23 protein-coding genes are annotated in these 25,970 nt (G+C 71.3%); 6 read left to right on the top strand and 17 right to left on the bottom strand.

All coding sequences use genetic code 11. The features are described from left to right. Window positions 1-97: 97 nt before the first annotated feature. The 3 genes from ACFHWT_RS27060 to ACFHWT_RS27050 are packed head-to-tail and all read right to left on the bottom strand — an operon-like array spanning window position 98 to window position 3,213. The gene (locus ACFHWT_RS27060) at window positions 98-994 is read right to left on the bottom strand and encodes a carbohydrate ABC transporter permease (protein ID WP_416597506.1); all 897 of its coding nucleotides are present in this window, start codon (window positions 992-994) and stop codon (window positions 98-100) included. Continuing rightward, on the bottom strand, window positions 991-1,920 hold the full coding sequence (locus ACFHWT_RS27055) for a carbohydrate ABC transporter permease (protein WP_416597505.1): 930 nt from the start codon (window positions 1,918-1,920) through the stop codon (window positions 991-993). The genes ACFHWT_RS27060 and ACFHWT_RS27055 overlap by 4 nt, the downstream gene beginning before the upstream one ends. A gap of 9 nt (window positions 1,921-1,929) precedes the next feature. Continuing rightward, the gene (locus ACFHWT_RS27050; protein WP_416597504.1) at window positions 1,930-3,213 is read right to left on the bottom strand and encodes an extracellular solute-binding protein; all 1,284 of its coding nucleotides are present in this window, start codon (window positions 3,211-3,213) and stop codon (window positions 1,930-1,932) included. A gap of 259 nt (window positions 3,214-3,472) precedes the next feature. On the opposite strand from ACFHWT_RS27050, the gene ACFHWT_RS27045 reads away from it, so the two are divergent. After that, complete coding sequence (locus ACFHWT_RS27045) at window positions 3,473-5,098, top strand: glycoside hydrolase family 43 protein (RefSeq protein WP_416597503.1); 1,626 nt, start codon at window positions 3,473-3,475, stop codon at window positions 5,096-5,098. Window positions 5,099-5,111: 13 nt separating this feature from the next. On the opposite strand, the gene fabG is transcribed toward ACFHWT_RS27045, so the two are convergent. From fabG to ACFHWT_RS27020, 5 genes are all read right to left on the bottom strand, one after another. Continuing rightward, window positions 5,112-5,870 (bottom strand): 3-oxoacyl-ACP reductase FabG, encoded by a 759-nt coding sequence (gene fabG, locus ACFHWT_RS27040; protein ID WP_416597502.1) that lies wholly within the window; start codon window positions 5,868-5,870, stop codon window positions 5,112-5,114. A 117-nt stretch (window positions 5,871-5,987) separates the two neighbouring features. After that, the gene (locus ACFHWT_RS27035) at window positions 5,988-7,262 is read right to left on the bottom strand and encodes an MFS transporter (protein ID WP_416597501.1); all 1,275 of its coding nucleotides are present in this window, start codon (window positions 7,260-7,262) and stop codon (window positions 5,988-5,990) included. A 46-nt stretch (window positions 7,263-7,308) separates the two neighbouring features. Next, entirely contained in the window at window positions 7,309-7,584 is a 276-nt protein-coding gene (locus ACFHWT_RS27030; RefSeq protein WP_123604943.1) for a ubiquitin-like small modifier protein 1, read from the bottom strand. 1 nt (window position 7,585) lies between these two features. Beyond that, complete coding sequence (locus ACFHWT_RS27025) at window positions 7,586-8,686, bottom strand: WD40/YVTN/BNR-like repeat-containing protein (protein ID WP_416597500.1); 1,101 nt, start codon at window positions 8,684-8,686, stop codon at window positions 7,586-7,588. 73 nt (window positions 8,687-8,759) lie between these two features. After that, entirely contained in the window at window positions 8,760-9,290 is a 531-nt protein-coding gene (locus tag ACFHWT_RS27020) for a hypothetical protein (protein ID WP_416597499.1), read from the bottom strand. 346 nt (window positions 9,291-9,636) lie between these two features. Between ACFHWT_RS27020 and metH the strand changes: the two genes are divergently transcribed. Continuing rightward, window positions 9,637-13,278: a methionine synthase gene (gene metH, locus ACFHWT_RS27015; protein ID WP_416597521.1), complete on the top strand. Its 3,642-nt coding sequence runs from the start codon at window positions 9,637-9,639 to the stop codon at window positions 13,276-13,278. Between the two features lie 27 nt (window positions 13,279-13,305). Here metH and ACFHWT_RS27010 read toward each other — a convergent pair whose 3' ends face one another. The 3 genes from ACFHWT_RS27010 to ACFHWT_RS27000 form a co-directional block, all read right to left on the bottom strand. Continuing rightward, window positions 13,306-14,196, bottom strand: coding sequence for a hypothetical protein (locus ACFHWT_RS27010; RefSeq protein WP_416597498.1), 891 nt, complete (start codon window positions 14,194-14,196; stop codon window positions 13,306-13,308). A gap of 46 nt (window positions 14,197-14,242) precedes the next feature. After that, a complete protein-coding gene (locus ACFHWT_RS27005; RefSeq protein WP_416597497.1) occupies window positions 14,243-15,151 on the bottom strand; it encodes a phosphatase PAP2 family protein in 909 nt (302 codons plus the stop codon). Between the two features lie 90 nt (window positions 15,152-15,241). After that, window positions 15,242-15,844 (bottom strand): hypothetical protein, encoded by a 603-nt coding sequence (locus tag ACFHWT_RS27000; protein ID WP_416597496.1) that lies wholly within the window; start codon window positions 15,842-15,844, stop codon window positions 15,242-15,244. Window positions 15,845-15,958: 114 nt separating this feature from the next. Between ACFHWT_RS27000 and ACFHWT_RS26995 the strand changes: the two genes are divergently transcribed. Together ACFHWT_RS26995 and ACFHWT_RS26990 are read left to right on the top strand one after the other, a co-directional pair. Next, the gene (locus ACFHWT_RS26995; RefSeq protein ID WP_416597495.1) at window positions 15,959-17,218 is read left to right on the top strand and encodes a GNAT family N-acetyltransferase; all 1,260 of its coding nucleotides are present in this window, start codon (window positions 15,959-15,961) and stop codon (window positions 17,216-17,218) included. 170 nt (window positions 17,219-17,388) lie between these two features. Beyond that, window positions 17,389-17,709 (top strand): hypothetical protein, encoded by a 321-nt coding sequence (locus ACFHWT_RS26990; RefSeq protein WP_416597520.1) that lies wholly within the window; start codon window positions 17,389-17,391, stop codon window positions 17,707-17,709. A 30-nt stretch (window positions 17,710-17,739) separates the two neighbouring features. Here ACFHWT_RS26990 and ACFHWT_RS26985 read toward each other — a convergent pair whose 3' ends face one another. The 4 genes from ACFHWT_RS26985 to ACFHWT_RS26970 all read right to left on the bottom strand — a co-directional run bounded on the left by ACFHWT_RS26985 (window position 17,740) and on the right by ACFHWT_RS26970 (window position 20,632). Further along, window positions 17,740-18,207 carry a ribose-5-phosphate isomerase gene (locus ACFHWT_RS26985; RefSeq protein WP_416597494.1) on the bottom strand — a complete coding sequence of 156 codons (468 nt, stop codon included), beginning with the start codon at window positions 18,205-18,207 and terminating at the stop codon, window positions 17,740-17,742. A gap of 84 nt (window positions 18,208-18,291) precedes the next feature. Next, complete coding sequence (locus ACFHWT_RS26980) at window positions 18,292-19,491, bottom strand: DUF1015 family protein (RefSeq protein ID WP_416597492.1); 1,200 nt, start codon at window positions 19,489-19,491, stop codon at window positions 18,292-18,294. Between the two features lie 127 nt (window positions 19,492-19,618). Beyond that, window positions 19,619-19,855, bottom strand: coding sequence for a hypothetical protein (locus ACFHWT_RS26975; RefSeq protein ID WP_123603169.1), 237 nt, complete (start codon window positions 19,853-19,855; stop codon window positions 19,619-19,621). A 150-nt stretch (window positions 19,856-20,005) separates the two neighbouring features. After that, window positions 20,006-20,632, bottom strand: coding sequence for a DsbA family protein (locus ACFHWT_RS26970; protein WP_416597491.1), 627 nt, complete (start codon window positions 20,630-20,632; stop codon window positions 20,006-20,008). Between the two features lie 221 nt (window positions 20,633-20,853). Here ACFHWT_RS26970 and pepN point away from each other — a divergent pair, with 221 nt between their 5' ends. Then, a complete protein-coding gene (gene pepN / locus ACFHWT_RS26965; RefSeq protein WP_416597490.1) occupies window positions 20,854-23,406 on the top strand; it encodes an aminopeptidase N in 2,553 nt (850 codons plus the stop codon). Between the two features lie 104 nt (window positions 23,407-23,510). Here the strand turns inward: pepN and ACFHWT_RS26960 are convergent, their stop codons facing one another. Then, the gene (locus ACFHWT_RS26960) at window positions 23,511-24,143 is read right to left on the bottom strand and encodes a hypothetical protein (protein ID WP_416597489.1); all 633 of its coding nucleotides are present in this window, start codon (window positions 24,141-24,143) and stop codon (window positions 23,511-23,513) included. Further along, window positions 24,128-24,286, bottom strand: a complete 159-nt coding sequence (locus ACFHWT_RS26955; RefSeq protein WP_416597488.1) for a hypothetical protein — start codon at window positions 24,284-24,286, stop codon at window positions 24,128-24,130. Before ACFHWT_RS26955 ends, ACFHWT_RS26960 begins: the two co-directional genes overlap by 16 nt. 759 nt (window positions 24,287-25,045) lie before the next feature. Between ACFHWT_RS26955 and ACFHWT_RS26950 the strand changes: the two genes are divergently transcribed. Then, a complete protein-coding gene (locus ACFHWT_RS26950) occupies window positions 25,046-25,939 on the top strand; it encodes a helix-turn-helix domain-containing protein (protein ID WP_416597487.1) in 894 nt (297 codons plus the stop codon). Window positions 25,940-25,970: the final 31 nt, after the last annotated feature.

Raw genomic sequence — 25,970 nt, 5'->3', positions numbered from 1 at the left:
CGACCGGCCAGCTCGGCGGGACTATCGTCACCGCGCGACGCTCATCCGGGTCGCCCGGCCAGCCCATGGTCGCCCGGTCAACCCTGGTGGCACCAGCTCAGCCCTTGGTGGCACCGGCGGTGAGCCCGCCGATCAGCTGACGTTCGGCGATCGAGTAGAAGGCCAGCGCCGGGACCATCGCCAGCACCACGTACGCCAGCACCTTGGCGCTGTCGTCGGCGTACTGGCCCTGGAACTGCTGCACGCCCACCGGGATGGTCCACCAGTTCGGGTCGTTGAACACCACCAGCGGGAGCATGAAGTTGTTCCAGCTGGTCACGATGGCGAGCACCGATACGGTGGCGATCGCCGGCCGGGCCATCGGCAGCAGGATCCGCCAAAAAAAGCCGAACGGCGTACAGCCGTCAAGGATCGCCGACTCCTCCAGCTCCCCCGGTATCGCCCGGAAGAACGACCGCAGGATGATGATCGTCACCGGCAGGCCGAACGCCGCCTGGGGCAGGATCACCCCGAACGGGTTGTCCAGCAGACCCATCGTGCGCAGCAGGATGAACAGCGGCAGGATGGCGACCGCGAACGGGAACATCAGCCCGATCGTGAAGAACAGGAACAGCAGTTCCCGACCCCGGAACGCGTACCGGGCGAAGACGAACGACGCCAGCGCCGCCACCCCGACCACGATCACCGCGGTGGCCAGCGCGATCAGCGTGCTGTTGAACAGCTGCCGCCAGAACGATCCGGAGACGAGAATCTCGAGGTAGTTGTCCGGGATCCACGGCGACGGCAGACCGAACGGGTTGTTGGACAGCTGGCGGTTGTCCTTGAATCCGCCGAGCAGCGCGAAGGCGATCGGGACGACGATGATCAGCCCGACGATGATCGAGACGGCGTGCAGCGACAGGGCCCGCGCGGGGCCGGGCGGCCGCGACGCCGGGCCGTCAACCCGGTTGCCCCGTTCCGGCCGGGTCTGCGGGGTCCGGGGCGGGGCGCTCATCGCTGATCCCCCATGGTGGTCATCGCTCCTTCGAGGTCGCGGCGCAGGACGAAGCGTTGGTACAGCACCGCGAAGGTCAGGCTGATCAGGAACATCGCGATGCTGATCGCGCTGGCGTAGCCCACTTCGAAGCGCCGGAACCCGTACTGGAACATGGTCACCGCCATGGTCTCGGACGCGTTGAGCGGACCACCGCCGGTGAGCACCCAGACCAGGTCGAACAGCTGAATGCTGCCGATCACGGCCAGGAACATCGAGATCCGGATGGTCGGGGCCAGCAGCGGCAGCGTGACGTGCCGGAAGATCTGCCAGCCGCCGGCGCCGTCGGTCGCCGCCGCCTCGTGCAGTTCCCCGGGGATGTTCTGTCTGCCGGCGAGCAGCAGGATCATGTGGAAGCCGAAGTACTTCCAGGTCATCACCAGGAACACCGAGTACAGCACGGTCGACGGGTCGGACAGCCAGGTCGAGCTCAGGCTCTCCAGCCCGATCAGGCCCAGCACGTGGTTGGCCAGGCCCCGGTTCGGGCTGAAGACCATGGTGAACAGGACCGCGGTGATGACCTCGGACAGCACGTACGGGGCGAAGAACAGCACCCGGTAGACGGCCCGACCGCGCAGCTTCTGGTTCAGCAGCAGGGCCAGCCCCAACGCGAGCGGCAGCTGGACGGTGACCGACAGCACCACCAGCAGGGCTCCGCGTCGCAGGTCCCCGATGAAGACCGGGTCGTCGAGCAGCCGGACGAAGTTGTCCAGGCCGATGAAGTCGGTCGGTACGCCGCCGAACCCGTTCCAGCGAAACAGGCTGGTGTACGCCGCGACCAGGATCGGGGCGACGACCAGCACGCCGAACAGCACCAGCGCCGGCAGCAGGAACAGGGCGATGGTGATCCGGTCACTGATCCGGCGACGTCTCAGGCTGCGGTCCATCGTCGCCGGTCAGCGCTGCGCGACGACGGTGACGGCCTCGGCGACCTGCTCCGGGGTCATCTGCCCGGCGATCAGCTCGGCGACCCGGTCGTTGACCTCCTGGCCGACCGCCGGGGCGTACGCCTGGTCCAGGTAGAGCTGGAAGTTGCTGGCGTTGGCCAGGGTGTCGGCGACGGCGGCGAGGTTGGGGTCCTCGATCGCGTCCTCGGCGCCGATGGTGACCGGCAGGAACGCGCCGGTGGCGACGGCCCGGCGCTGCTTGTCCACCTGGCTGATGAACTCCAGGAAGCGGATCGCGTCCGGCGAGGCGTCGCGGCCGATGGCGAACCCGCCGCCACCGCCGAACGCGTCGGACGCCGATCCCTGACCGCCGTCCACCGCCGGGAACGGGAAGAAGCCGAGGTCGGACCCGAGCCCGCCCTCGACACCGGACGCCTCTTCCTGGACTGCCGGGGCCCACTGGCCCATCAGCTCCATCGCCGCGTCGCCGTTGCCCATCGCGGCGGCCTGGCCGTCGGGTTCACCGTACGACGCGCCGAGGAAACCCTGCTGGAACGGTTCGAGCGCGACCAGCTCGGCCAGCCGTTCGCCGGCACCGATGAACGCCGGGGTGGTGAAGTTGTCGTCCTCGGCGGCCTGGCTCAGCGCCTCGACGCCACCGATGCGCATCGCGAGATAGGCCCAGTAGTAGTGGCCGGGCCACTTCTCGCCGCCGGCCAGCGCGATCGGTGTGATCCCGGCGGACTTGAGCCGGCCGACGACCTCGAGGTACTCGGCCCAGGTCTGCGGCGGCGCGGTGATGCCGGCGTCGGCGAACAGCGTCTTGTTGTACCAGAAGCCGACCATGCCGATGTCGAACGGGACGCCGTACAGCCGTCCGTCGATCTCGTACGGCAGCGTCGAGGCTGACTGCAGGATGTCCCGCCAGGGGGCGACCGCGTCGGTGATGTCCTGGCACAGCCCGGCCTCGACCTGCTGCCGAAGCACGCCGCCGCCCCAGGTGTGGTAGATGTCCGGCGGGTCGCCGGCCTGGGTGACCGTGGTCAGCCTGGCCTTGAACGCCTCGTTCTCCAGCGGGGTGATGGTGATGCCGACGCCTTCGTTCTGCGCCTGGAACTCCTCGGCGAACGCCGCCCAGACGGGCAGCATCGGGTCGGTGTTCTGGATGTGCCACCACTCGATGCCCGCACTGTCGCTTCCGGAGTCGCCGCACCCGCCGAGCGCGACCGCGCCGGCACCGAGGCCGGCGAGGCTCAGCAGCGTACGGCGGGAAAGGTGGATCGGTGTCGCCATGTGCCGTCCCCTCAGGTAAGCGGCGAGCGTGGTCCCCACCCACCGCTGGTTGCCGAGCAATCGACCAGCGTCACCGAAAATTTCACCTGCGGAACGCCATGAATTGGTGACGTTGCGCACGCTACGACGGCGTTACCGCCCGGTCAAGACCCGGTTTCCACACAACGACCGTCATCAACGGGCCGCAGAAGCCTTCTCGAGTGGCATACTTTCCGGAAAACTGCCGAAGATTTCGCCAGCCGAGCCCGGAGGACCACCGATGCCGACCGACACGACCGACGTGGCCACCTCGGCCCGGGTCATCACCAACCCCGTGCTGCGCGGGTTCTACCCCGACCCGTCGGTGCTGCGCGTCGGCGACGACTACTACCTGGCCACGTCGACCTTCGAGTGGTACCCGGGAGTGACCCTGCACCACTCGCGGGATCTGGTGCACTGGCGCCCGCTCGACGGGATCCTCACCGAACGACGGCTGCTGGACCTGACCGGCGCCGGGGACTCGTGCGGGGTGTGGGCACCCGACCTGACGTACGCACACGACCTGTTCCACCTGGTCTACAGCGACGTCGCCAGCTTCGCCAGCGGCTACTGGGACCCGCAGAACTACCTGATCACCGCCCCGTCGATCGAGGGCCCGTGGTCCGACCCGATGCCGCTGCACGCCCACGGCTTCGACGCGTCGCTGTTCCACGACGACGACGGCAGCACCTGGCTGCTGGCGATGACCGCCGACTGGCGGCCGGGCCGCGACCGGTTCGGCGGCATCGAGATCCAGCGCTACGACCGCGACGCCCGGCGGCTGGTCGGCGACCCGGTCACCATCTTCACCGGTACGCCGACCGGGCTCACCGAAGGACCGCACATCTACCGGCACGACGGGTGGTACTACCTGGTCACCGCGGAGGGCGGCACCAGCTGGGAGCATCAGGTGACCGTCGCCCGGTCCCGCGCCCTGCTCGGGCCGTACGAGGCCGACCCGGCCGGGCCGATGCTCACCTCGGCCGGCCGCCCGGAACTGACCCTGCAGAAGGCCGGGCACGGCAGCCTGGTGCGGACCCAGCGCGGCGAGTGGTACCTGGCCCATCTGGTCGGCCGGCCCTACACCCCACTCGGACGGTGCGTCCTGGGCCGGGAAACCGCGATCCAGCGGGTCGACTGGTCCGCCGACGGCTGGCCGCGGGTCGCCGGTCAGGTCCCGGCCGAGCAGGTGCCCGCCCCCGATCTGCCGGCGCACCCTTGGCCCGCCGAGCCGTCCACCGACCACTTCGACGCCGCGACCCTCGGCCCGCGCTGGTCGACCCTGCGCCGACCGGCCGGACCGGACTGGATCGATTTGACCAGCCGCCCGTCACACCTGCGGATCGTCGGCGGCCAGTCCCCCGTCGGACGGCAACGCCCCAGCCTGGTCGCCCGCCGGGTGACCGCACCGAACTGCGTCTTCGAGACGCTCGTCGAGTTCCGCGCGGCCACCCCCCGCCAGCTCGCCGGGGTGACCGGCTACTACAACACGGAGAACTGGCATTACGCATACCTGGCCCGCACCGACGACGGTCGCCAGGAGCTGCAGTTGCTCAGCTGCGACAGCGGCCGTCGGCAGGCCCACCCGCAGGTCAGCGTCGACGTCACCGACGTCGCACGGCTCGGGCTGCGGGTGGTGTTCGACGGCCCGGTACTGCGGTTCGGCTACCACCGGGGCGACCACTGGCGCGAACTGCCGGTCGAACTCGACGCCACCATCCTGTCCGACGAGTACGCCGCCCGGATGACCGACGGCGAGCCGGAGGCCTGGGGCTTCACCGGCGCCTTCGTCGGGCTCTGGGTGCAGGACATCGGCAACGACGGCGGGTACGCCGACTTCGACCACGCCACCTACCGGGAGCTGTGAACGGCGGGCCGGATCACCGGGCACCACCGTTGACGTACAGCGTCTGCCCGCTGACATAGGACGCGTCGTCGCTGGCCAAAAAGGCGATCACCGCGGCGATCTCGGCCGGCTGGCCGACCCGGCGCAGCGGCGTCTGCTCCGCGACCTGCCGGCGGTGCTCGTCCGGGTCGACCCCGATCCGGGCGGCCACCGCCGCGGTCATCGACGTCGCGACATAGCCGGGTGCGACCGCGTTCACGTTGATGTCGTACGGCCCCAGCTCGACCGCCAGGGTGGCGGTGAGCCCCTGCACGCCGGCCTTGGCGGCGGCGTAGTTGACCTGGCCACGGTTGCCCAACGCGGACCGGCTGCTCAGGTTGACGATCTTGCCGTAGCGGGCCGGCACCATGTGCCGCTGCGCCGCCCGACAGCAGTGGAACATGCTGGACAGATTGGTGCGCAGCACCGCGTCCCAGTCGTCCACCGGCATCCGGAACAGCAGGTTGTCCCGGGTGATCCCGGCGTTGTTGACCAGAATGTCGAGCCGCCCGTGGTCGGTCACCACCCGGTCGACCATCGCGTCGACGGCGACCGGGTCGGTCACATCACAGCCGACCGCGACCGCGCTGCCGCCGGCCGCGACGATCTCGCCGACCACCGGACCGGCCCGCTCGGCGGTCAGGTCGACCACCGCCACCGTGGCGCCCTCAGCGGCCAACCGCCGGGCGGTGGCGGCCCCGATACCCTGCGCGGCTCCGGTGACCAGGGCGACCCGGTCGGCGAATCTGTCCATCGAAGCGACTCCTTCGGCGCTAGGAACCCGACGGGGGGTGTCCGCCGGTGCGGACCCTAGGGTCGACGCGGACCCTCGGGTCGACGCAGACCATTGTGCCGGGTGCCGGACGGCCGATCACGGAGTGGGATCCCGGGCGTCGTAGTGGGCGAACGTCGGCTGGTGGCGGGCCAGCGCCGCCAGCACCACCAGGCAGGCCAGGCCACCGGCGACGGCGGCGACCGCCTCACCGGTCAGCTGCGCGGTGGTGCCGAGCACCAACTGGCCCAGCTGCGGGCCGCCGGCGACCACCACGATGAACACCCCCTGCAGCCGACCACGCAGCGCGTCCGGCGTCGCCGCCTGCAGGATCGTCATCCGGAACACCGAGCTGACCGCGTCCGCCGCGCCGGCCAGCAGCAGCACCGCCACCGCCACCCAGAGCAGCGGATGCGCACCACCGCCCGGCGCCGGCCCCGGCGCCGCCACGACGATCAGCCCGAACACGGTGATCGCCACCGCCCAGCCGGCCACCGAAACCAGGACTGCCAGACCCTGCCGACGGACCGCACCCAGCGGCCCGGAGAGCAGACTCGCCGTCATGGTGCCGCCGGCGATGCCGGCGGTGAGCAGCCCCACCGTGGTGGCCCCGCCGCCGAGCGCGGTCGCGCCGATCGCCGGGAACAGCACCCGGGGCATGGCCAGCACCATCGCCGCCAGGTCGACCAGGAACGTCATCCGCACGTTCGGCCGTGTGCCGAGGAACCGCAGGCCCTCCCAGACCGAGGCGAGCCCGGCCCGGCGGACCTCGCCCTCCGGTGGGATCGACGGCAACGCCACCAGGGTGGCCAGGGCCACCGCCACCAACCCCACCTCGATCAGATAGGTCCCGGGGTAGCCCCACCAGCCGACCAGTACCCCGGCCAGCAGCGGACCCAACGTGTGGGACACCCCCATGGACAGGTTGGACAGGGCGTTCGCCGCCGGCAGCAGACCGATCGGCAGCAGCCTCGGCACGATCGCGGTCCGGGCCGGGTTGTTGATCGCGAACAGGCCGTTCTGCGCCGCGACCAGGCCGTACAGCAGCCCGACGCTGCCGACGTCGAACAGCGCCTGCCCGGTGAAACCCACCCCGACCAGCAACAGGCCGGTGGAGGTGGCGACCACCACCCGCCGCCGGTCGTACGCGTCGACCACTGCGCCGCCGTACAGGCCCAGCGCCACCAGCGGCACCAGCGCGAAGAACCCGACCAGGCCGACGTGGAACGTGGAGCCGGTGAGGTCGTAAACCTGCAGACCGACCGCCACCGTGGTCAGGCTGGTGCCGATGCCGGACAGCGAGGCACCGAGCCACATTCGGCGGTACGGCGCGCTGGCCCGCAACGGGCCGAGGTCGATCAGGAGACTGGGCACCAGTGGATCATGCCGCGCGCCGCCGCCCGCAGTGACGTGTGCCGGATCACCCGCCGGCGACCGAGGGAATCACCTGCACCTGGGCACCGGCCGGGACCGGGGTGTCCAGGCCGCCGCTGTGCCGGTGGTCGGCGCCGTCGACGTAGACGTTCACGTACCGCCGGATCTGGCCCTGCTCGTCGCGGATCCGACGGGCGAGGCGCGGCCAGCGGCGGGTCACCTCGTCGAGGACCGCCCGCAGCGTGCCGTCGGCGTCGACGGTGAGCCGGGCCTGCCCACCGCTGTCCGCCCGCAGCGCGCCCGGCACCAGCAGCGTCACCACGTCACACCACCGCGGCCCGGACACAGAGCACGTCCGGCAGGCCGGTGGCGACCGGCTGCCAGGAGTCGCCCTCGTCACGGCTGGCGAACACGTCCCCGCTGCGGGTGCCGAAGTAGACCCCGGCGGTCGGCGCGTCGTCGGTGGTCAGCGCGTCACGCAGCACCGCCGGATAGTACGGGTGCTGCGGCAGCCCGGCGGTCAGCGGCTGCCAGGTGGCACCGGCGTCGGCGGACCGGAACACCCGGCACCGGTCGTCGACCGGGAACCGCCGCGAGTCGGCGACCAGCGGGAACGTGTAGATCACCCCGGACCGGTGCGGGTGGGCGGCGATCGGGAAGCCGAAGTCGCTGGGCAGGCCGTCGGCGATCGACGACCAGGTGGCGCCGGCGTCGTCGGAGCGGTAGACGCCGTGGTGGTTCTGCGCGTACAGCCGGTCCGGGTCGACGGCGTCCCGGGCCACCTTGTGCACGCACTGGCCGAACTCGGGCCACTCGTCGGGCAGGAAGTACGCGCGGATACCGGCGTTGCCGGGTGCCCAGCTCGCCCCGGCGTCGGCGGACCGGTAGACGCCGCCGGTGGACATGGCGACCAGCAGGGCCGCCGGGTCGCGCGGGTCGGGCAGGACGGTGTGGATCGCCTGGCCGCCGAAGCCGGCCTCCCAGTGCGGCCGGTGCGGGTGCTCCCACAGCGGCCGGACCAGTTCGAAGCTGGCCCCGCCGTCGGTCGACCGGAACAGCGCCGAGGGTTGGCTGCCGGCGTAGACCACGTCGGGTTCGGCGGCCGACGCCGGCGTGAGCTGCCAGACCCGCTCCAGGGTGGCCCCGGTGTCGGCTGGGAAGGCGGCCGGCGGCTGCTCCGGCTCGGACCAGGTGCGCCCGAGGTCGTCGCTGGTCGCGACGCTGGGCCCGTAGTGCGAACTGGCCACCGAGGCGAGCAGCCGGGGCACCGCCCGGCGTTTGTCGATCGCCACCGCGTACACCGCGGTCATCGCGAAGTGCGGGCCGCCGACCTGCCAGCCCCGCCGGTCGTCGGTGCTGGCCGCGAGGAACAGGCCTTTCTCCGTGCCGATCGCGAGCAACGCCCCGGTGTGTCGTGTCCCCATCGGTCCCCCTCCTGGTCACCGGCCGGCGACGTCGCCGGCCCGATCCCGGAGTATGCCGAGGCGGACCGACAATTCAGGTCAGGTCAGCGGGGGTGGCGAAGCCGTACCGTTCGGCATGGTCGGGATCGGCCGGGTCGATCTGGCGCAGCCCTTCGTCGGCCAACCGCTTGTTGATCTCGTCGAGGTGGTCGCGGACCAGCCGGGCCTCCTCGTCGGTGGTCTTGCCGCGGTGCGGTTTGCCGGCGTGCTCCAGGGTCGCGTAGTCGACCCGCTCGGTGGCCTTGCGGCTGGTCCTGGCCGGCTTGACCCGCTCGGCGGTACGCAGCAGCTGGGCCATTGGCACGTCGGCGGCGAGCGAGTCGAACTCGCTGGCGGTCAGTACCACCCGACGCGGTTCGCCGTCGCCGTGGCCGTCGTGGATCTCCACGACGGCGACGTCGAGCGCCGCGTCGTCGATGCTCTCCACCTCGTCCGGCCGGGCCTCCAGCCGCACCGGACCGGCTACCAGGTCGGGATGTTCGAGGACGACGATCCGCACCAGTTCGTCCGCCGAGTCCAGCACGGCACCACTGAAATCGGAGACGTACACCGTCTTCCTGCCCATGTCGAAACATCTCCCGTCGGTCCGGATGGCTGCCGGCGTCCGCTGGCGGCGGAGCCGGTCACCGAAGCTACCCGACAGGTGTGCGAAGACCGCAAACAGCCGGGCCACGGGTGTGTCCGACCGGACGGGCTAGAATCACCCGGGTGCCCGGACCGGGCCACGGGTAGGATCACCACGAGGTCGAGAGGCGCTGCGACGGGCGACGAGAAGCCCGCCACGCTCGGCCACGATCACGGCCCCTGATCGGGCGTGACCACAGACAAGGGCGCCTCCGAGCTACCAGCGGAGGTGTCAGGTGAAGCATTTGTCACGCGCCAGCGACAGCGAGCGGGCGCTGCGGGAGTTGCTGAGTCAGCGGATCGCGGTGCTCGACGGCGCCTGGGGCACCATGCTGCAGGGCGCGGGTCTCACCCCGGCCGACTACCGTGGCGACCGGTTCGGCGACCACCCCCGGGACGTCACCGGCGACCCGGACCTGCTCAACCTGACCCGCCCGGACGTGATCCTCGACGTACACCGGCAGTATCTGGCCGCCGGCGCGGACATCACCACCACCAACACGTTCACCGCGACCAGCATCGCCCAGGCCGACTACGGTCTGGAGGCGTACGTGCCGGAGATGAACCTGCGCGGCGCGCAGCTGGCCCGGCAGGCGGCCGACGAGTTCGGCGGCCGGTTCGTGGCCGGCTCGGTCGGCCCGCTCAACGTGACGCTGTCGCTGTCGCCCCGGGTGGAGGATCCGGCCTACCGCGCCGTCACCTTCGACCGGGTGAAGGCGACGTACGCCGAGCAGCTGGCGGCGCTCGCTGAGGGCGGCGTCGACCTGCTGCTCATCGAGACGATCTTCGACACGTTGAACGCGAAGGCGGCGATCGCGGCGGCCCGCGAGGTCGTGCCGCAGCTGCCGCTGTGGATCTCGGTGACCATCGTCGACCTGTCCGGGCGGACCCTGTCCGGGCAGACCGTCGAGGCGTTCTGGCGCTCCGTCGAGCACGCCCGGCCGCTGGTCGTCGGAGTGAACTGCTCGCTCGGCGCGACCGAGATGCGCCCGCACGTGGCCGAGTTGGCCCGCATCTCGGACAGCTATGTCGCCTCCCACCCGAACGCCGGCCTGCCGAACGCGTTCGGCGGCTACGACCAGACCCCCGACGAGACGGGCGCGCTGGTCGGCGAGTTTGTCGACAGTGGGATGGTCAACCTGGTCGGCGGCTGCTGCGGCACCACACCGGCGCACATCACCCGGATCGCCGAGGCGGTCGCCGGGAAGGCGCCGCGGCCGGTGCCGCAGCCGGCACGGACCAGCCGGTTCAGCGGGCTGGAGCCGTTCGAGATCGGCCCGGACACCGGGTTCGTGATGATCGGTGAGCGGACCAACGTGACCGGGTCGGCGAAGTTCCGCCGGCTGATCGAGGCCGGCGACTTCCAAGCCGCCGTGGACGTGGCGCTGGACCAGGTCCGGGGCGGAGCGAACCTGCTCGACGTCAACATGGACGCCGACCTGCTCGACAGCGAGCAGGCGATGGTGACCTTCCTCAACCTGATCGCCACCGAGCCCGAGGTGGCCCGGATTCCGATCATGATCGACAGCTCGCGGTGGAGCGTGCTGGAGGCCGGCCTCAAGTGCGTACAGGGCAAGGCCGTGGTCAACTCGATCAGCCTGAAGGAGGGCGAGGAGGTCTTCCTCGACCAGGCCCGCAGGATCCGGGCGTACGGGGCCGGGGTGGTGGTGATGGCCTTCGACGAGCAGGGCCAGGCGGACACCACCGAGCGCAAGGTCGACATCTGCGCCCGCGCGTACGACCTGCTCACCGGGGAAGCCGGGTTCGACCCCACCGACATCATCTTCGACCCGAACGTGCTGGCCGTCGCCACCGGGATCAGCGAACACAACGGGTACGCCAAGGCGTTCATCGACGCGCTGCCGCTGATCAAGCAGCGCTGCCCGGGTGCCCGCACCAGCGGCGGCATCTCCAACCTGTCGTTCTCGTTCCGGGGCAACGACGTGGTCCGCGAGGCGATGCACTCGGCGTTCCTGCTGCACGCCGTGCGGGCCGGGCTGGACATGGGCATCGTCAACGCCGGGCAGCTCGCCGTCTACCAGGACATCCCGGCCGACCTGCTGGAGCTGGTCGAGGACGTACTGTTCGACCGCCGCCCGGACGCCACCGACCGGCTGGTGACCTTCGCCGGCACCGTCTCCGGCTCCGGCACGAAGCGCGCCGTCGACCTGTCCTGGCGGGACGCCCCGGTCGCCGACCGGTTGTCGCACGCGCTGGTGCACGGCATCGTCGACTTCATCGAGGCCGACACCGAGGAGGCCCGCCAACTGGCGGCCCGGCCGCTCGACGTGATCGAGGGGCCGTTGATGGACGGCATGAAGGTCGTCGGCGACCTGTTCGGCTCGGGCAAGATGTTCCTGCCGCAGGTGGTCAAGAGCGCCCGGGTGATGAAACGGTCGGTGGCCTACCTGGAGCCGTTCCTGGAAGCGGAGAAGGAACAGGCCCGGCAGGACGCCGCGAGCGCAGCGGCCGGGCCGGAGGCCGCCGCCGAGGGCGGTGGGGAACGCGGACCGGGCACCGTGGTGCTGGCCACCGTCAAGGGCGACGTGCACGACATCGGCAAGAACATCGTCGGGGTGGTGCTGGGCTGCAACAACTACCGGGTCATCGACCTGGGAGTGATGGTGCCGGCCGCGAAGATCCTGGACACCGCGGTCGCTGAGAACGCCGACGCGGTCGGGCTGTCCGGCCTGATCACCCCGTCGCTGGACGAGATGGTCACCGTCGCCGGCGAGATGCAGCGTCGTGGGCTGAAACTGCCGCTGCTGATCGGCGGGGCCACCACCTCGCGGCAGCACACCGCGGTGCGGATCGCACCGGCGTACGACGGGAGCACCGTGCACGTGCTCGACGCGTCCCGGGTGGTCGGGGTGGTCTCCGACCTGCTCAGCGCCGACCGGGTGGAGCAGTTCGACAGCGACAACCGGGCCGAGCAGGACCGGCTGCGCGAGCAGCACACCAACCGGCGGCAGCCGCTGCTCACCCTCGCCCAGGCCCGGGCCAACGCGGAGCCGGTGTCCTTCGAGGATCTGCCGGTTCCGGCGTTCACCGGCGTACGGTACGTCGAGCCCGGCCTCGACGAGCTGCGGCCAATGATCGACTGGCAGTTCCTCTTCCTCGCCTGGGAGCTCAAGGGTAAGTACCCGGCGATCCTGGAGCAGCCGGTCGCCCGCGAACTGTTCGACGACGCCAACACGATGCTCGACCAGATCATCGCCGACGGTTCGCTGCGGGCGCACGGCGTCTACGGCTTCTGGCCGGCCCACTCCGAGGGGGACGACCTGGTCATCGCCGCCGGACAGGCCGACCCGCCGGGCGGCGGCACCGACCAGCCGGTACGGATCCCGATGCTGCGCCAGCAGACCACCAAACCGGCCGGGCGGCCGAACCGCTGCCTCGCCGACTACGTGGCACCGGCCGGGGACCATCTCGGTGGCTTCGCGGTGGCCGTGCACGGCGCGGAGAAGCTGGCCGCCGGATACCAGGCCGCCCAGGACGACTACCGGGCGATCATGGTGAAGGCGTTGGCGGACCGGCTAGCCGAGGCGTTCGCCGAGCACCTGCACCTGCGGGCCCGACGGGACTGGTACGAGCCGGACGCCGACCCGGACGTGGCCGACCTGCACGCCGAGCGGTTTCGCGGCATCCGGCCGGCGCTGGGCTACCCGGCCAGCCCGGACCACAGTGAGAAGTGGCAGTTGTTCGACCTGCTAAGCGCCGGGCGGGCCGGCATCGAGCTGACCGAGTCCGGGGCGATGACCCCGGCAGCCAGCGTCAGCGGTCTGCTCTTCGCCCACCCGGCTGCACGGTACTTCACCGTCGGGCGGATCGGCCGGGACCAGGCCGAGGACTACGCGGCCCGGCGTGGGATGCCGCTCGCCGAGGTGGAGCGCTGGCTGCGCCCCAACCTCGGCTACGAGACCGACTGAGACCGCACCGCGCGGGCTGGGGAGGAATCAGCCCGCGGCGGTGAGGTCCGAGCAGTCCGTCTCGTCCGGCAGCAGCGGGCGCAGGGTCACCGTCCACCGCTTACCCGCCGACGTCCACGGGGTGGCGGTCGTCGCGTCCGCCGCTGCGGACCGCAACTTCTCCAACGCCTCCCCGGTGACCGTCACGCAGCCGAGATCGAGCGTCTCGGACAGCGCTTCGCCGGGCAGTTCCGGGCCGGGCCAGGCCACCTCCGGCTGGCTGGCGTCGACGGACTCATCGACCGCCACCCACGGCTCGGCGACCGCGGCGATCGCGTGCGCGACGTACGGCTCGGAGTCCTCCGGTGCCGCGCCGACACCGCCGGACAGCTCGGTGAGCGAGTCGGCGAAGTCCCGCAGCTTGTCCCGGGCGGCGACCTGCTCGTCGGTCAGCCCCGCGTCACCGGAGGCGTCGTCGGACAACGCGTAGACCTCGAGTTGTTCGACGCCGTTGTCGGTCAGCACGGTGAACCGGGTCGACGTCGCGTCGGCCACCGGCGGCCGGCCCAGGTCCTGCTCGGTGCCGACCCCGGCGGCCAGCGCCTGCTTGACCAGCTCGTCGACCTGCTCCGCGCTGATCGTCTGCACCTGCAGGTTCGGCATGGCCGGACCGGGGTAGACCAGGATGGTGGGGCCCTGGGTGATCACTCGGCCGTCGGCGTACACGCTGACCACCGGTAGCCGGGTCAGCAGCATCGCCGGCATGGTGAAACCGCCGGTGTGGTCCACCCGCAGGACCAGTGTGTCGGCCGGCAGCGACGACCCGCCGGCGGTGCCGTCGGTGGACGAGTCGGTGCCCGGGTTCTGTCCGCACGCGGCGGTGAGCAGCAACAGGGAGGCGGCGGTGGCCGCCGCCCGTACGCCTCGAAGAATCGTCATGTCTGCTGAGACGTCGCTCGATCCCGATCGGTTCCACCCAACCGGTTCAGTTCCCACCCGCCGGATCCGGGTTGGTGGACGCCGGGGCCGGTACGGTGTAGCCGGCCGTCCCCAGCACCAGTGCCATGGTGACCGCTGCCGTTCCGGCGATCCCCGCCGCGCTGCCCGCGTACGCCACGAACAGCCGCCGACGGCTCAGCGCCTCCAGCGGCAGCCCGGTCACCTGGTCGGTCACCGCCATCGCGGCCCCGGCCGCCGCCAGCAGTCCGACCCCGGCGAGCAGCAGCAGCGCCAGCGACATCGGGTGGTGTCCGCTCGGGCGCAGCTCGTCGTCCGGCGGCCGGGCCAGCGCGAGCGCGAGCATCCCGGCCGCCGCCCACGCCCCGACGACCAGCAGCGCCGCCACCGCGTCGCTGGGCCGGTGCCAGCCGGCGGACAGGGTGGCGACCCCGGCGGCCGCCGCGTAGCCGGCACCAGCGAGGGCGCCGATGCCGCGCAGTGCCGCTGGCAGCACCAGGACCAGCGCCACCGCGACCGAGGCGGCAACCGTGGTGTGCCCGCTGGGCAGGCTGTTGGCCAGGTTCGCGTCGACCGGGTCGACCCCGAACGACGGCCGGGCGACGGCGTACTTGACCCACTGGGTGGTCAGGTTGGAGCCGGCGATCACCCCGGTGGCGACCACCGCCAGCAGGACCCGGCCCCGGATCAGCGCGATGAACCCGATCACCCCGGTGGCCAGGGCGAGCGAGGCCACCGAGACCACACCGAGCACGGTGTTCGCCGGCCCGTACGCCTCGTCCTGGCCGATCGAGTTGCCGGTCAGCGCGATGGTGTCCAGCCACTGGCCGCGCCAGGTCCGCACGAAGACCCACCAGACCACGCCGAAGGCCGCGGTCTGGCCGGCGGCCAGCAGAAGGCACCAGACGCCCAGGAGCACCGCGCCGCGACTGCGCATGCCGTCACGGTAGCCGCCCGGCCCGGCTCCCGCGCTCGGTCAGAACGTCCCGCGCTCGGTCACAACGTGGGAACCCGGAATCTCAGCACGTCAGAACCAACCAGCGAACCAGTTCCAGACGCTGACCACCCATTCGGTCTGCCGCAGGTAGGCGAACCCGACGACGATCAGATACGCCGCGGTGACCATGTGCGAAACGCGGGCACCGTACCGGACCCGGCCCAGCTGGCGTTCCAGCACCACCCGCCCAATCACCCGGCACAGCGCGAACAGACCCGCCCCGACCAGCATCGTGAGCACGAAGGTCAGCACCGGGCTGGCCAGATTCCCCCGGGCGGAGATGGCCCAGACCCCCCAACAGACGAAGGCGAACAGGCCGCCCAGCGCGCTCCACTCGCCACCGCGGCGGAGCTGGGCGAGCTGCTGGCTCAGCGGTGGCCGGGGCGGCCGGATCCGGCCGTCCGACCAGCCGGGTCCGGCCTCGGACGGCCAGCCGGTGCCGGTCGGCTCGTGCGGCGCGGTGAACTCGGCGGTCGGCGGCGGCCCGCCCCGGCCGACCTGGGCCACTCCACGCCGGAAAAGGCCGGCGACGCCCGGTGCCGTCGGCTGGTCCGCTCCCGGCGCGCCGGAAGCCGTACGCTGCGGCGGCACCTCCACGGTCCGCTCAGCCCAGGGTGTATGCCGATCTGCCATGTTTCCTCCCCACGGGTGCGGGCGGACCCCCGTACCATTTAGACGCTCACATCCGAGGGTAGCGAGCCGGCAAATGGGTCGCCGACCCCGCCACCGATCGGCTAGACAGGGTGGATGGATGCACCGCTTCCGATCCGGGCCGGCGTGCCGCAGGACTTCGACCCGGTGATGGAGTTGCTGCTGGCGGCCTTCCACCAGAACCCGGACCCGGACCTGCACCACGTCGAACAGGGCGTCTTCGAGCCGGACCGGTCGCTGGTGGTCACCGACGGTGACCGGGTGGTCGGGCACGCGGGGGCGTACACCAGGGAGTTGACCGTGCCCGGCGCGGTGCTGCCCGCCGCACACGTCTCCATGGTCGCGGTCGCCCCGACCGACCGTCGGCGCGGGCTGCTGACCCGGCTGATGCACCGCCAGCTGCGCCAACTGCGCGACGGCGGCGAACCGGTCGCGGTGCTGTGGGCCAGTGAGGGCCGCATCTACCCGCGGTACGGCTACGGGATGGCCGCCCAGCGGCTGGAGCTGGACATCGACCTGCGGGAGACCCGGGTGGTCGACCCGGCCGGCCCTGGCGCGGGTGCCGACCCGTCCGCTGGCCCTGGCGTCGGGTCGCTGCGCGTCGGCGACCCCGGGCAACTGCGGCCCGAGCTGGCAGCGGTGTACGAACGGCTGCGCCCCGGCCGTCCCGGCTGGTCCGGTCGGGACGACCGGTGGTGGCGGTACGTGCTGGCCGACAGCCCGGCCCGCCAGTCCGGGCAGACCGCGCTGCGGGTGGTGCTGCACGACGGTCCGACCGGCCCGGACGGCTACGCCCTGTGGCGCACGGTGAGCGACTGGGACGCCCGTGGGCCGAAGGGCCGAGTGCGGGTGATCGAGGCGGTGGCCGGCAGCGTCGACGGATACCAGGCCCTGTGGCGGTTCCTCACCGGCATCGACCTCAGCCGGGCGCTCTCCTTCCGGTTCGCGGCGCTGGACGAGCCGCTGTTCCAGCTGATCGACGAGCCCAGGCAACTCGGTGCCGCGCTCGCCGACAGCCTCTGGGTGCGGCTGATCGACATCGCGGCGGCACTGTCCGCTCGCCGGTACGCCGCCGGAATCGACGTGGTCGTCGACGTCACCGATCCGCTGCTGCCGGAGAACTCCGGCCGCTGGCGACTGACCGGCGACCGGGAACAGGCCCGCTGCGTACCCACCGACGAGCCGGCGGACCTCGCCTGCGGGGTGGCCGACCTGGCGGCGGTGTACCTGGGCGGCCCGTCGCTGCGGTCGCTGGCCGACGCCGGCCGGGTACGCGAGCTGCGTCACGGCGCCGTGGCCGAGGCCAACACCGCGTTCGGCTGGGACCGTGCTCCCGCCGGCATCGAGATCTTTTGAGCCGGTCGCGGTACGGTCGGCGGATGGCGGACTTCGAACGTCGCAGGCGACGGCACCGGCACGGCGCCCCGACGGAACGCCCCGACAGCGGACCAGCCAGCGCGAGCACCACCGAAGTGCACGACCCGGAGCAGGACGGCACGCCGGAGAAGGACGGCAGGCCGGCGCCGGTGCCGCGCCCGCAGGCACCGGGGCCGCGTGCTCCGGAGCCGTCGCAGCGCGTCCCGGAGCCACCGCCGACGCACCGGCAGCGCCGGCAGCCGTCGGGCCGTTCCGCCAGCGGCGGGTCCGGCGGCGACGACCGGGACGCCGACCGTGGCCTGCGTGGACTGGTCGGTTCCGGCACCTCACAGGTCAGCATCTCGGCGGCGCTGCGGGCGCGGGACGCGTCCCGCCCCAGTGCGGATGACCTGACCAGGGCCGAGGAGACTCTGACCATCGTCCGCCGACACTGGGTGCCCCGGGAGGAACTGCCCCGCCGGGAGCGGTGAACCGGCCGCTGCCGCCGCGGACCAACTGGGTCAGGGCAGCGCCGGCAGCTCCCGGTCGACCTCGTACGCGGCGACCTGGGCGATCCGGCGGGCGTGCCGGTCGTTGCCGGAGAAGCTGGTGGCCAGGAACGCCTCCACCAGCGTGGTCGCCTCGTCGAGGGTGTGCTGGCGGGCGCCGATCGCGACGACGTTGGCGTCGTTGTGGGTGCGCGCCAGTTGCGCGGTCTCCAGGTTCCAGGCCAGCGCCGCCCGCACCCCGGGCACCTTGTTGGCGGCGATCTGCTCGCCGTTGCCGGAGCCGCCGATCACCACCCCGAGGCTGCCCGGGTCGGCGACCACCCGGGTCCCCGCGTGCAGGCAGAACGCCGGGTAGTCGTCGTCCGGGTCGAACTCGTGCGGCCCGACGTCGGTCACCTCGTACCCCTGCTTGGTGAGGTGGTTGACCAGATGCACCTTGAGCTCGTAGCCGGCGTGGTCGGCTGCCAGGTAGACGCGCATACCCGCAGTCTCTCAGCGCCTGCCGGTCAGCCGTACAGCTGGGTCAGCCGATCTCACCGGCCGGATCTGCCGGCCTGTAACGGCTCAGCCGATCTCGGTTAGCACCAGCCCGCCGCGCGCCTTCGGCGTGAACCAGGTGCTCTTGCGGGGCAGCTTCTGCCGGGCCAGGTTCACCGCGACGAAATCGTCGACGGTGACCGGGGCGATCAGCACGGCCAGCTCGGCCCGACCGGCGTCGACCTCGCCGGTGAGCCAGCTGGCCGGATAGTCGCCGCCGACGTAGGTGATCCGTTTGTCGCCCGGGTCGAGGCCGAGCACACCGCGCAGCAGCACCCGCTCCACCAGAGCGTGGTCGAGGTTGTCAACCCGGTCACCGTCGGCGGTTGGCAGGGTGACCTGGTAGCCGCGTCCGGCCAGGTAGAGCCGCACTGCACCGCCGGAAGCCGGAACCGTCGGCGCATCGTCGAGCGGGATCACCGTCGCGCCGGCGTCGGTCAGCCCGGCCAGCGTCTCCTCCGGGCTCAAAGTCAGCTCGCCGACCAGCCGGTTGTACGGCTGGATGGCGACCGACGCGGGGGTGGTGACCACGGCCAGGAAGCGGGACAGGCCGCCGGTCTGCGCGGCCAGACTGCGGTGGTTGCCGTCCGCGACGACCAGCTCACCGCCACCGGCCAACGCGCAGAGCCGCTGCTGCAGCTCTCCCGGACCGACCGGCCAGATCGCGTGGGTACGGCCGGCCTGGTCCAGGTCGGTCGCGGCCGGCGCGCCGGCGGCCTCCGCTGCCTCGGCGAGCGCGGCGTGCAGATCGTCGCCGCGCCCGGTCTGCAGCAGCAGTACCGGGGAGAGCAGATGGCCGACCGCCTCGGCGAGCGCTACCCGCTCCCGGACCTTGGCGATGAACACGTCCTCGTTGCGGATCACCAGGCCCGGTTCATCGGCGCTGGTGGAGATCTGGTCAGTGTCGACCATCACGAACAGGCCGTACGCAGCCGCGTCGCTAGCCGGCTCGGTGATCCGGTAGAGCACGGCGACCTGCTCGGCAGGCGTATAACTGCCGTCGGCGCGGGCCTCGGCGAGCCGACGGGCGGCCGCCGGCAGGCAATCGAGAAACGACCGGCCGAGGCTGTCCGGCGCCCGGTGCGGCATCTCCACCGCCAGCGCGCTACGGGGATTCGCCTCGATGATCGTGGTGATCTCGGCGTCGTCGGCGAACTCGTCGTAGTTCTGCGCACCGGTCTCACCGGTGGTGATCCAGGCGCGGGGAATCGGGTGAACGACCGTCATGGCGCGGACGCTACCGGCGGGGTCCGCTGTGACGACCGATACATCGGTCGTGTCCACCGGATGGACAGCGGCCCGGTCGCCCGGGCCGCTGTCCACGGCGGTGGCCGCAGTGACCGGCCGGACCGGATCACCCGACCGGGGTGGGGCGCCGGTGCCGGCCGCCCCCGGACCGGGCCGCCGGGACCGCGCCGACCGTCGACGCCGGCAGCCCCGACGGTACGGCGACCGGCACCCGTTCCACCTCGTGGACCGACGGTTCCCGCCGGTGCCGGCTGCCGTCACTCGGCGCGCCCCAGACCTGGGCGGCGATCGCCTCGCGCAGCACGGGCAGATCCCAGTAGTCGGAGTCGATGTCGACCAGCATGTTGACCTCCGATGCGTCGGTGTGGCCCGGTCTCCTACCGGGCCGGCGGGGTGAACATCCTGGGCAACGACGTGGCCTGGGACGCGTCACGTGCGCCGCGCAGCGACACGCCGGGCGACGTTGAACTCGCCCCCGACGCCGACGAATTGGTCAGTCGAACGTGGGATCCACCTCGCGGGACCGCTTCAGCTCGTAGAATCCCGGCGTCCCGGCGACCAGCAGCACACCGTCCCAGAGCCGCCCTGCGGCCTCCCCGCGCGGCACCGGGGTGATCACCGGGCCGAAGAACGCGACCTGGCCGGCACCCTCCGGACCCGGGGCGTGGATCACCGGCGTACCGACGTCCATCCCGACCGGGGCCATCCCGGCGGCGTGGCTGGCCCGCAGCGGGCCGTCCCAGGCCGGATCGTCGGCGGCGGCGGCCAGCGCCGGGTCCAGCCCGGCCTCGGTCAACGCAGCGCGGTAGAGCTCCGGTCCGGTCGGCTGCTTCTCCAGGTGGATCCGGTTGCCCAGCGCGGTGTAGAGCGCCCGTACCGCAGCGTCGTCGTGGTCCTGCTGGACCGCGACGGCGACCCGGACCGCCCCCCAGGCCCCGTCGAGCAGCTTCCGGTAGCTCTCCGGCAGGTCACGGCCCTCGTTGAGCACGGCCAGGCTCATCACCCGGAACCGCACGTCGACCGGCCGGATCTGTTCGACCTCCAACAACCAACGTGAGGTGATCCAGGCCCACGGGCACAACGGATCGAAGTACATGTCCACGGTCTGACGGTCGGACATCAGACTCCCCTTCTTGTTCGTCCGGCGGCTGTCCGCCGCCATTGTCCGGGTCACCTCGCCAGATACCGCCCCAACCCACCAAGTCCAGGATCTGGGCCGGCCTCGCCAGGCCCCCACGACGTGAAAGACTTGGCCGAACGGGGTCATTCCCAGCTGTCCCCGACGCCGCCGACGTCGACGTCGGCGGTTGAACGATTGGACGGAGGCACACGGTGGCTGGAGTGCGCAATCTGACCCAGGTCGAGGCGGCCGAACGCGCCCGCCTGCTCGACGTGACCGGGTATGACATCCACCTCGACCTGTCCGCCGCCGGCAGCGCAACGGACAACCGGGTGTTCCGCTCGACGACAACGGTCACCTTCCGTTGCGCCGAGCCCGGAGCCAGCACGTTCATCGAGGTGGCGGCGGACCAGCTGCACTCGGCGACGCTGAACGGCCAGCGACTCGACCCGTCCGGCTGGTCGGCCGAGTCCGGGCTGGCCCTGCCAGACCTGGCTGCGGAGAACACGCTGGTCGTCGAGGCCGACTTCATCTACTCGGCCAGCGGGCAGGGGCTGCACCGCAGCGTCGACCCGGTCGACGGAGAGACCTACCTGTACAGTCAGTTTGAGACCGCCGACGCGCAGCGGGTGTACGCCTGCTTCGACCAGCCGGACCTGAAGAGCGTCTACACCTGGCACGCCGTCGTACCGGCCCACTGGCGGGTCATCTCGAACATGCCGGTGGCCGCCGAGGAGCCGGCCGGGCCGGACACCAAGACCGTCCACTTCGCCGAGTCGGCCCGGATGAGCACCTACATCACCGCGCTGTGCGCCGGCCCGTACCACGAGGTCCGGCGCAGCCATGACGGCGTCGACCTGGGCTACTTCTGCCGGGCCAGCATGGCCGAGCACCTCGACGTCGACGATCTGCACCTGATCACCGCGCAGGGTTTCGACTTCTTCCAGGCCCAGTTCGGGGTCCGCTACCCGCTGCCCAAGTACGACCAGATCTGGGTGCCGGACTTCAACGCCGGCGCGATGGAGAACTTCGGCGCCGTCACCCACGCCGAGGCGCACTACATCTTCCGTTCCCAGGTGACCGACTTCGAGTACGAGCAGCGGGCCAACACGGTGCTGCACGAGCTGGCCCACATGTGGTTCGGCAACCTGGTGACCATGCGCTGGTGGAACGACCTGTGGCTGAACGAGTCGTTCGCCGAATGGGCCAGCCACTGGTGCAACTCGGAGGCGACCCGGTTCACCGACGCCTGGACCACCTTCCTGTCGGTCCGTAAGAACTGGGGCTACCGGCAGGACCAGCTCTCCTCCACCCACCCGGTCTACTGCGAGATGCCGGACCTGGAGGCGGTCGAGGTCAACTTCGACGGCATCACGTACGCCAAGGGCGCCAGCGTGCTCAAGCAGCTTGTCGCGTACGTCGGGTTGGCGCCCTTCCTCGCCGGTCTGCGCACCTACTTCCAGCGGCACGCCTGGGGCAACGCCACCTTCGACGACCTGCTCACCGAGCTGGAATCAGCCTCCGGCCGGGAGTTGCGCAAGTTCGCCGCCCAGTGGCTGGAGACCGCCCAGGTCAACACGCTGCGGCCGGAGCTGTCGGTCGGCCCGGACGGCACCTACCAGCAGGTCACGGTGCTTCAGGAGGCACCGGCCGGGCACCCGACGCTGCGTACTCACCGGATCGGGGTCGGCCTCTACGACCTGGTCGAAGGCCGGCTGGTCCGCCGGCACCGGGCCGAGGTCGACATCAGCGGCGAACGCACCGAGCTGACCGGGTTGGCCGGGCTGCCCGCCGCCGACGTGCTGCTGCTCAACGACGACGACCTGAGCTACACCAAGCTGCGGCTCGACCCGGCGTCGATGGCCAACGTGGTGCAGCACATCAGCTCGTTCGAGTCGTCGCTGGCGCGGGCGCTGTGCTGGGCGGCCGCCTGGGACATGGTGCGCGACGGGGAGCTCGCCGCGCGCGACTACATCGCCCTGGTGCTCACCGGGCTGCCCAACGAGACCGACATCAACCTGGTGACTGCGACCCTGCGGCAGGCCACCAACACGCTGACGTTCTACGCCGAGCCGGGCTGGGCGGCGCAGGGCTGGGCCGACCTGGCCCGTACCGCCCGGACGGCGCTGCAGGCGGCGGAGCCGGGCAGCGGTTTCCAGCTGGCCTGGGCGCGCAGCTACGCCACGGCGGCCCGCTCCGACGGCGACCTGGCGGTGCTGCGTGGCTGGCTCGACGGGGCAGATGTGGTGCCGGGGCTGACCATCGACACCGAGCTGCGCTGGACGGTGCTGCAGTCGCTGACCGCCAACGGCGCAGCCACCGGGGAGCAGATCGATGCGGAGCTGGCCCGGGACCGGACCGCCAGCGGTGAGCGGGAGGCAGCCCTGGCCCGCGCCCTGCTGCCGGACCCGGCCAACAAGGCCGCCGTCTGGGCCAAGCTGACCGGGCCGGACAGCCTGCCGAACTGGCAGCACCGGGCGTTGCTGCAGGGTTTCCAGCACTCGACGCAGGTGGAGCTGACCGAGCCGTACCGGACGGCGTACTTCGATGTGGTGGGCCGGATCTGGGCCACTCGGGACAGCGAGCCGGCGCAGGAGTTCGTCATGCTGGCCTACCCGGCGTACCTGGTCTCCGAGGAGACCGTCGCGGCGACGGACGAGTGGCTGGCCGGCGAGGGACACCCGGCTCCGCTGCGCCGGCTGGTCGCCGAGGGCCGCGACGGGGTGGTCCGGGCGTTGACCGCACGGGCCACCGACACGGCCGCCGCCCGCTGACCGACTCCCGCGCCAGCCGCCATCGAGGTGAGGCTGAGACACCTTAAATCTGCGTCGTAAGGTGTCTCAGCCTCACCTCGATGCGGAACTCCGGCTCGTCTGGCTCAGCCGACGCGCAGTGCGGCGGCCCTGGGCGGTTGGTCGGGTGGTGCGCCACCCCGGCGCATTGCCCACAGCGGCGGTCCGCCGGCCAGCAGGTGCGCCATCCGGACGATCCGGTAGCCGTGGCGTTCGTGGAACACCCGCTGTCGCTGGCTGCTCGCCTCGACCACGGCCGGCATGCCGATCCGGTCGAGCCGGGCATGATGCGCGGCGAGCAGTGTCGCCCCGATGCCCTGGCGTCGTAACCAGGGTGCCGCCGCGAGGAACGCCAGATGGTGGTGCCCGCCTGTCGGCTCCACGCGGCCAGCGGTAAAGGTGTAGTGCGCGTACGGGCCGTGGCGGTCACCGCAGGCCCGCAACCGCCGCCGCTGATGCTCCGCACCGAGCAGCCGGTCGAACGGGTGCGGATACCAGATCGCCACCCCGTCGCAGTGCCCGACCACATCGACGATCCCGTGCCGGACGCCGAACTCCAGCTCGGCGGTGAAGAACTGATGCATCGTCAGGTACCGCAGGGCGTGATCATTGATCAGCCACGCCACCACCGGGTCCAGCACACACGACTGCGCCATCAACTCGGCCAGGGGTTCGACGTCGGCGGCCGTCGCCGGCCGGACGGTCAGCATGGCCGCCACGTCCACACCAGGAACCGGTCGAACAACTCGGCCGCCGTGACGTCGGGCTGGTCGAACGCCGCCTCGGTCATCCGTTCCACCATGTACGTCGCCAACGCGACCGGCCCGAGCACCCCGCCAGCTCGACCCGCGCCACCAGACACGGCCACAATTCGCCGCAGCCGGCACACGACCACGACGGCCGCACCGCCACATGACCACCACCGCCGCCGCTGTCGGCCGCCGGCTCCACGCCAGCAACATCGCGGTACGCCGTACTCGCGACCCGGCCGACCCCAGGATGCCCGTCATGGCGGACGACCAGCACCCCACCACCAGCGGCGGCCAACTCCCGCAACCGCTCCCTCACCGCGACCACCGACCACGGTTCACCCGAGCCGCATCCACCGCAGCCCGACCCACAGCACCGGCCCGAACAGCCCCCGCCGCACCGGGCACGCCGGCCGGACCGGTCGGACTGAACCGCACCGAATGCCGAGGCGCACACTCCGGACACCGCAACGTCTGCCCACACCTCGGACACCACCGCTGCTTCAACCGGAACGTGAAGAAGCCGACGAACAACCCACCCAGCGCCGCCAACACGACTCCCACCAAGGTCAACACTCCTGGTCCTCCCATCCACGCCGATGTAGTCGTGCTCCGCCCGGCGTGCTCTTGAGCGTTTGGGTAATCCCTGTCACGGAATCGCGACGACCCGCAGCTTTGCGATCACGGATAGTCAGCGCCACTCGCGCCAACATAGGGGCCAAGATCTATACCTCCAGGCATACGCCTGGGACGACGAGACGGCATAGTAGAGAGGTCTAGTTCGCTCCCCGGGCTGGACGGATGCCCAGCAGGTACGGAGGGCCGTAGATGCAAGAACCTGGTTCAACGCCAAGCTGCGCAGGCATAAGCAGATGATCAAACTGCCGCCCGAGGTCCTGGATCGCGCAGATGTTCGACAGGCGTTGAGAGCCGGCGACTGGGCGACCGTCCTGCAGGTCGTCACGGCAGAAGCTCGGGTGTCGCAGACGGAGATTGCGCAAGCTGTCGGCATATCGCAGCCCCATGTCTCTCGGCTGCTCAGCGGACGGAGCCGAGATCCAGGGCTTCGCACCGTACGGGCGCTCTGCGATCGTTTGGGGATACCTCGATCCCTGGCCGGCTTGCTAAATGAACAGGAGGATGACACGAACCGCCGCCAATTCGTCGCCGCAGCGGCAGCAGCCACAGGGGTTACGCTGATCGGCACTGCCGCAGGAGATGTTCCCCTCAAATCACGCGACGACGAACAACTACTGACTATCCCCTCGACCACCTACCGCAGGTTGGAGCAGCGACTGCCTGCACGCAGCCTCCTTCCACCTGTCAGCGCACATCTCGCGCTCACCCGCCAACTCGCATCGCGGAATGAACGCTCACCCGCGCATACTCGTAAGCTCTACTCGGTGCTCAGCGAAACCGCCGGGCTGACCGCCTGGCTGTACGTGGATGTCGACGACCGAGCCAACGCCCGCCGACACTACCAACTCGCGGTCCACGCGGCAGATCGGTCTGGACACCCGCTGCTACTCGCATACATGCGGGCTAGCCTGGGCCAGTTCGCAGCGAACTGCGGCGACGCACGCGAAGCCGTCCAGATCGTCGCATCCGCTCGCCGCGCCCTTCCCCGCTCAGCGCCCGCCATCTCTACGGTCTGGATGGACGCGATCGAATCACTCGCGCTCGCTGAGGCTGGCGACAAAAAGTCGCTTCACCTCTTGAACCACGCCGAGGATCGCCTAGTACGGCAGCCGCCATTAGGGCTGTGACCAGGTAGGACGCGTTGGCAGGGTGGTGCGA

The organism is Micromonospora sp. LOL_021, assembly GCF_048060215.1.
In the GTDB taxonomy this organism is placed as follows: Bacteria; Actinomycetota; Actinomycetes; order Mycobacteriales; family Micromonosporaceae; genus Micromonospora_E.
The sequence above is the reverse complement of the archived record's forward strand: the minus strand, read 5'-3'. Positions and strand labels throughout refer to the sequence as shown.

Coding starts and splice junctions, on each gene's coding strand:
- ACFHWT_RS27060 (WP_416597506.1), bottom strand. CDS start 994: ATGAGCGCCCCGCCCCGGACCCCGCAGACCCGGCCGGAACGGGGCAAC.
- ACFHWT_RS27055 (WP_416597505.1), bottom strand. CDS start 1,920: ATGGACCGCAGCCTGAGACGTCGCCGGATCAGTGACCGGATCACCATC.
- ACFHWT_RS27050 (WP_416597504.1), bottom strand. CDS start 3,213: ATGGCGACACCGATCCACCTTTCCCGCCGTACGCTGCTGAGCCTCGCC.
- ACFHWT_RS27045 (WP_416597503.1), top strand. CDS start 3,473: ATGCCGACCGACACGACCGACGTGGCCACCTCGGCCCGGGTCATCACC.
- fabG (WP_416597502.1), bottom strand. CDS start 5,870: ATGGACAGATTCGCCGACCGGGTCGCCCTGGTCACCGGAGCCGCGCAG.
- ACFHWT_RS27025 (WP_416597500.1), bottom strand. CDS start 8,686: ATGGGGACACGACACACCGGGGCGTTGCTCGCGATCGGCACGGAGAAA.
- ACFHWT_RS27020 (WP_416597499.1), bottom strand. CDS start 9,290: ATGGGCAGGAAGACGGTGTACGTCTCCGATTTCAGTGGTGCCGTGCTG.
- ACFHWT_RS27010 (WP_416597498.1), bottom strand. CDS start 14,196: ATGACGATTCTTCGAGGCGTACGGGCGGCGGCCACCGCCGCCTCCCTG.
- ACFHWT_RS27005 (WP_416597497.1), bottom strand. CDS start 15,151: ATGCGCAGTCGCGGCGCGGTGCTCCTGGGCGTCTGGTGCCTTCTGCTG.
- ACFHWT_RS27000 (WP_416597496.1), bottom strand. CDS start 15,844: ATGGCAGATCGGCATACACCCTGGGCTGAGCGGACCGTGGAGGTGCCG.
- ACFHWT_RS26995 (WP_416597495.1), top strand. CDS start 15,959: ATGGATGCACCGCTTCCGATCCGGGCCGGCGTGCCGCAGGACTTCGAC.
- ACFHWT_RS26985 (WP_416597494.1), bottom strand. CDS start 18,207: ATGCGCGTCTACCTGGCAGCCGACCACGCCGGCTACGAGCTCAAGGTG.
- ACFHWT_RS26980 (WP_416597492.1), bottom strand. CDS start 19,491: ATGACGGTCGTTCACCCGATTCCCCGCGCCTGGATCACCACCGGTGAG.
- ACFHWT_RS26975 (WP_123603169.1), bottom strand. CDS start 19,855: ATGCTGGTCGACATCGACTCCGACTACTGGGATCTGCCCGTGCTGCGC.
- ACFHWT_RS26970 (WP_416597491.1), bottom strand. CDS start 20,632: ATGTCCGACCGTCAGACCGTGGACATGTACTTCGATCCGTTGTGCCCG.
- ACFHWT_RS26950 (WP_416597487.1), top strand. CDS start 25,046: ATGATCAAACTGCCGCCCGAGGTCCTGGATCGCGCAGATGTTCGACAG.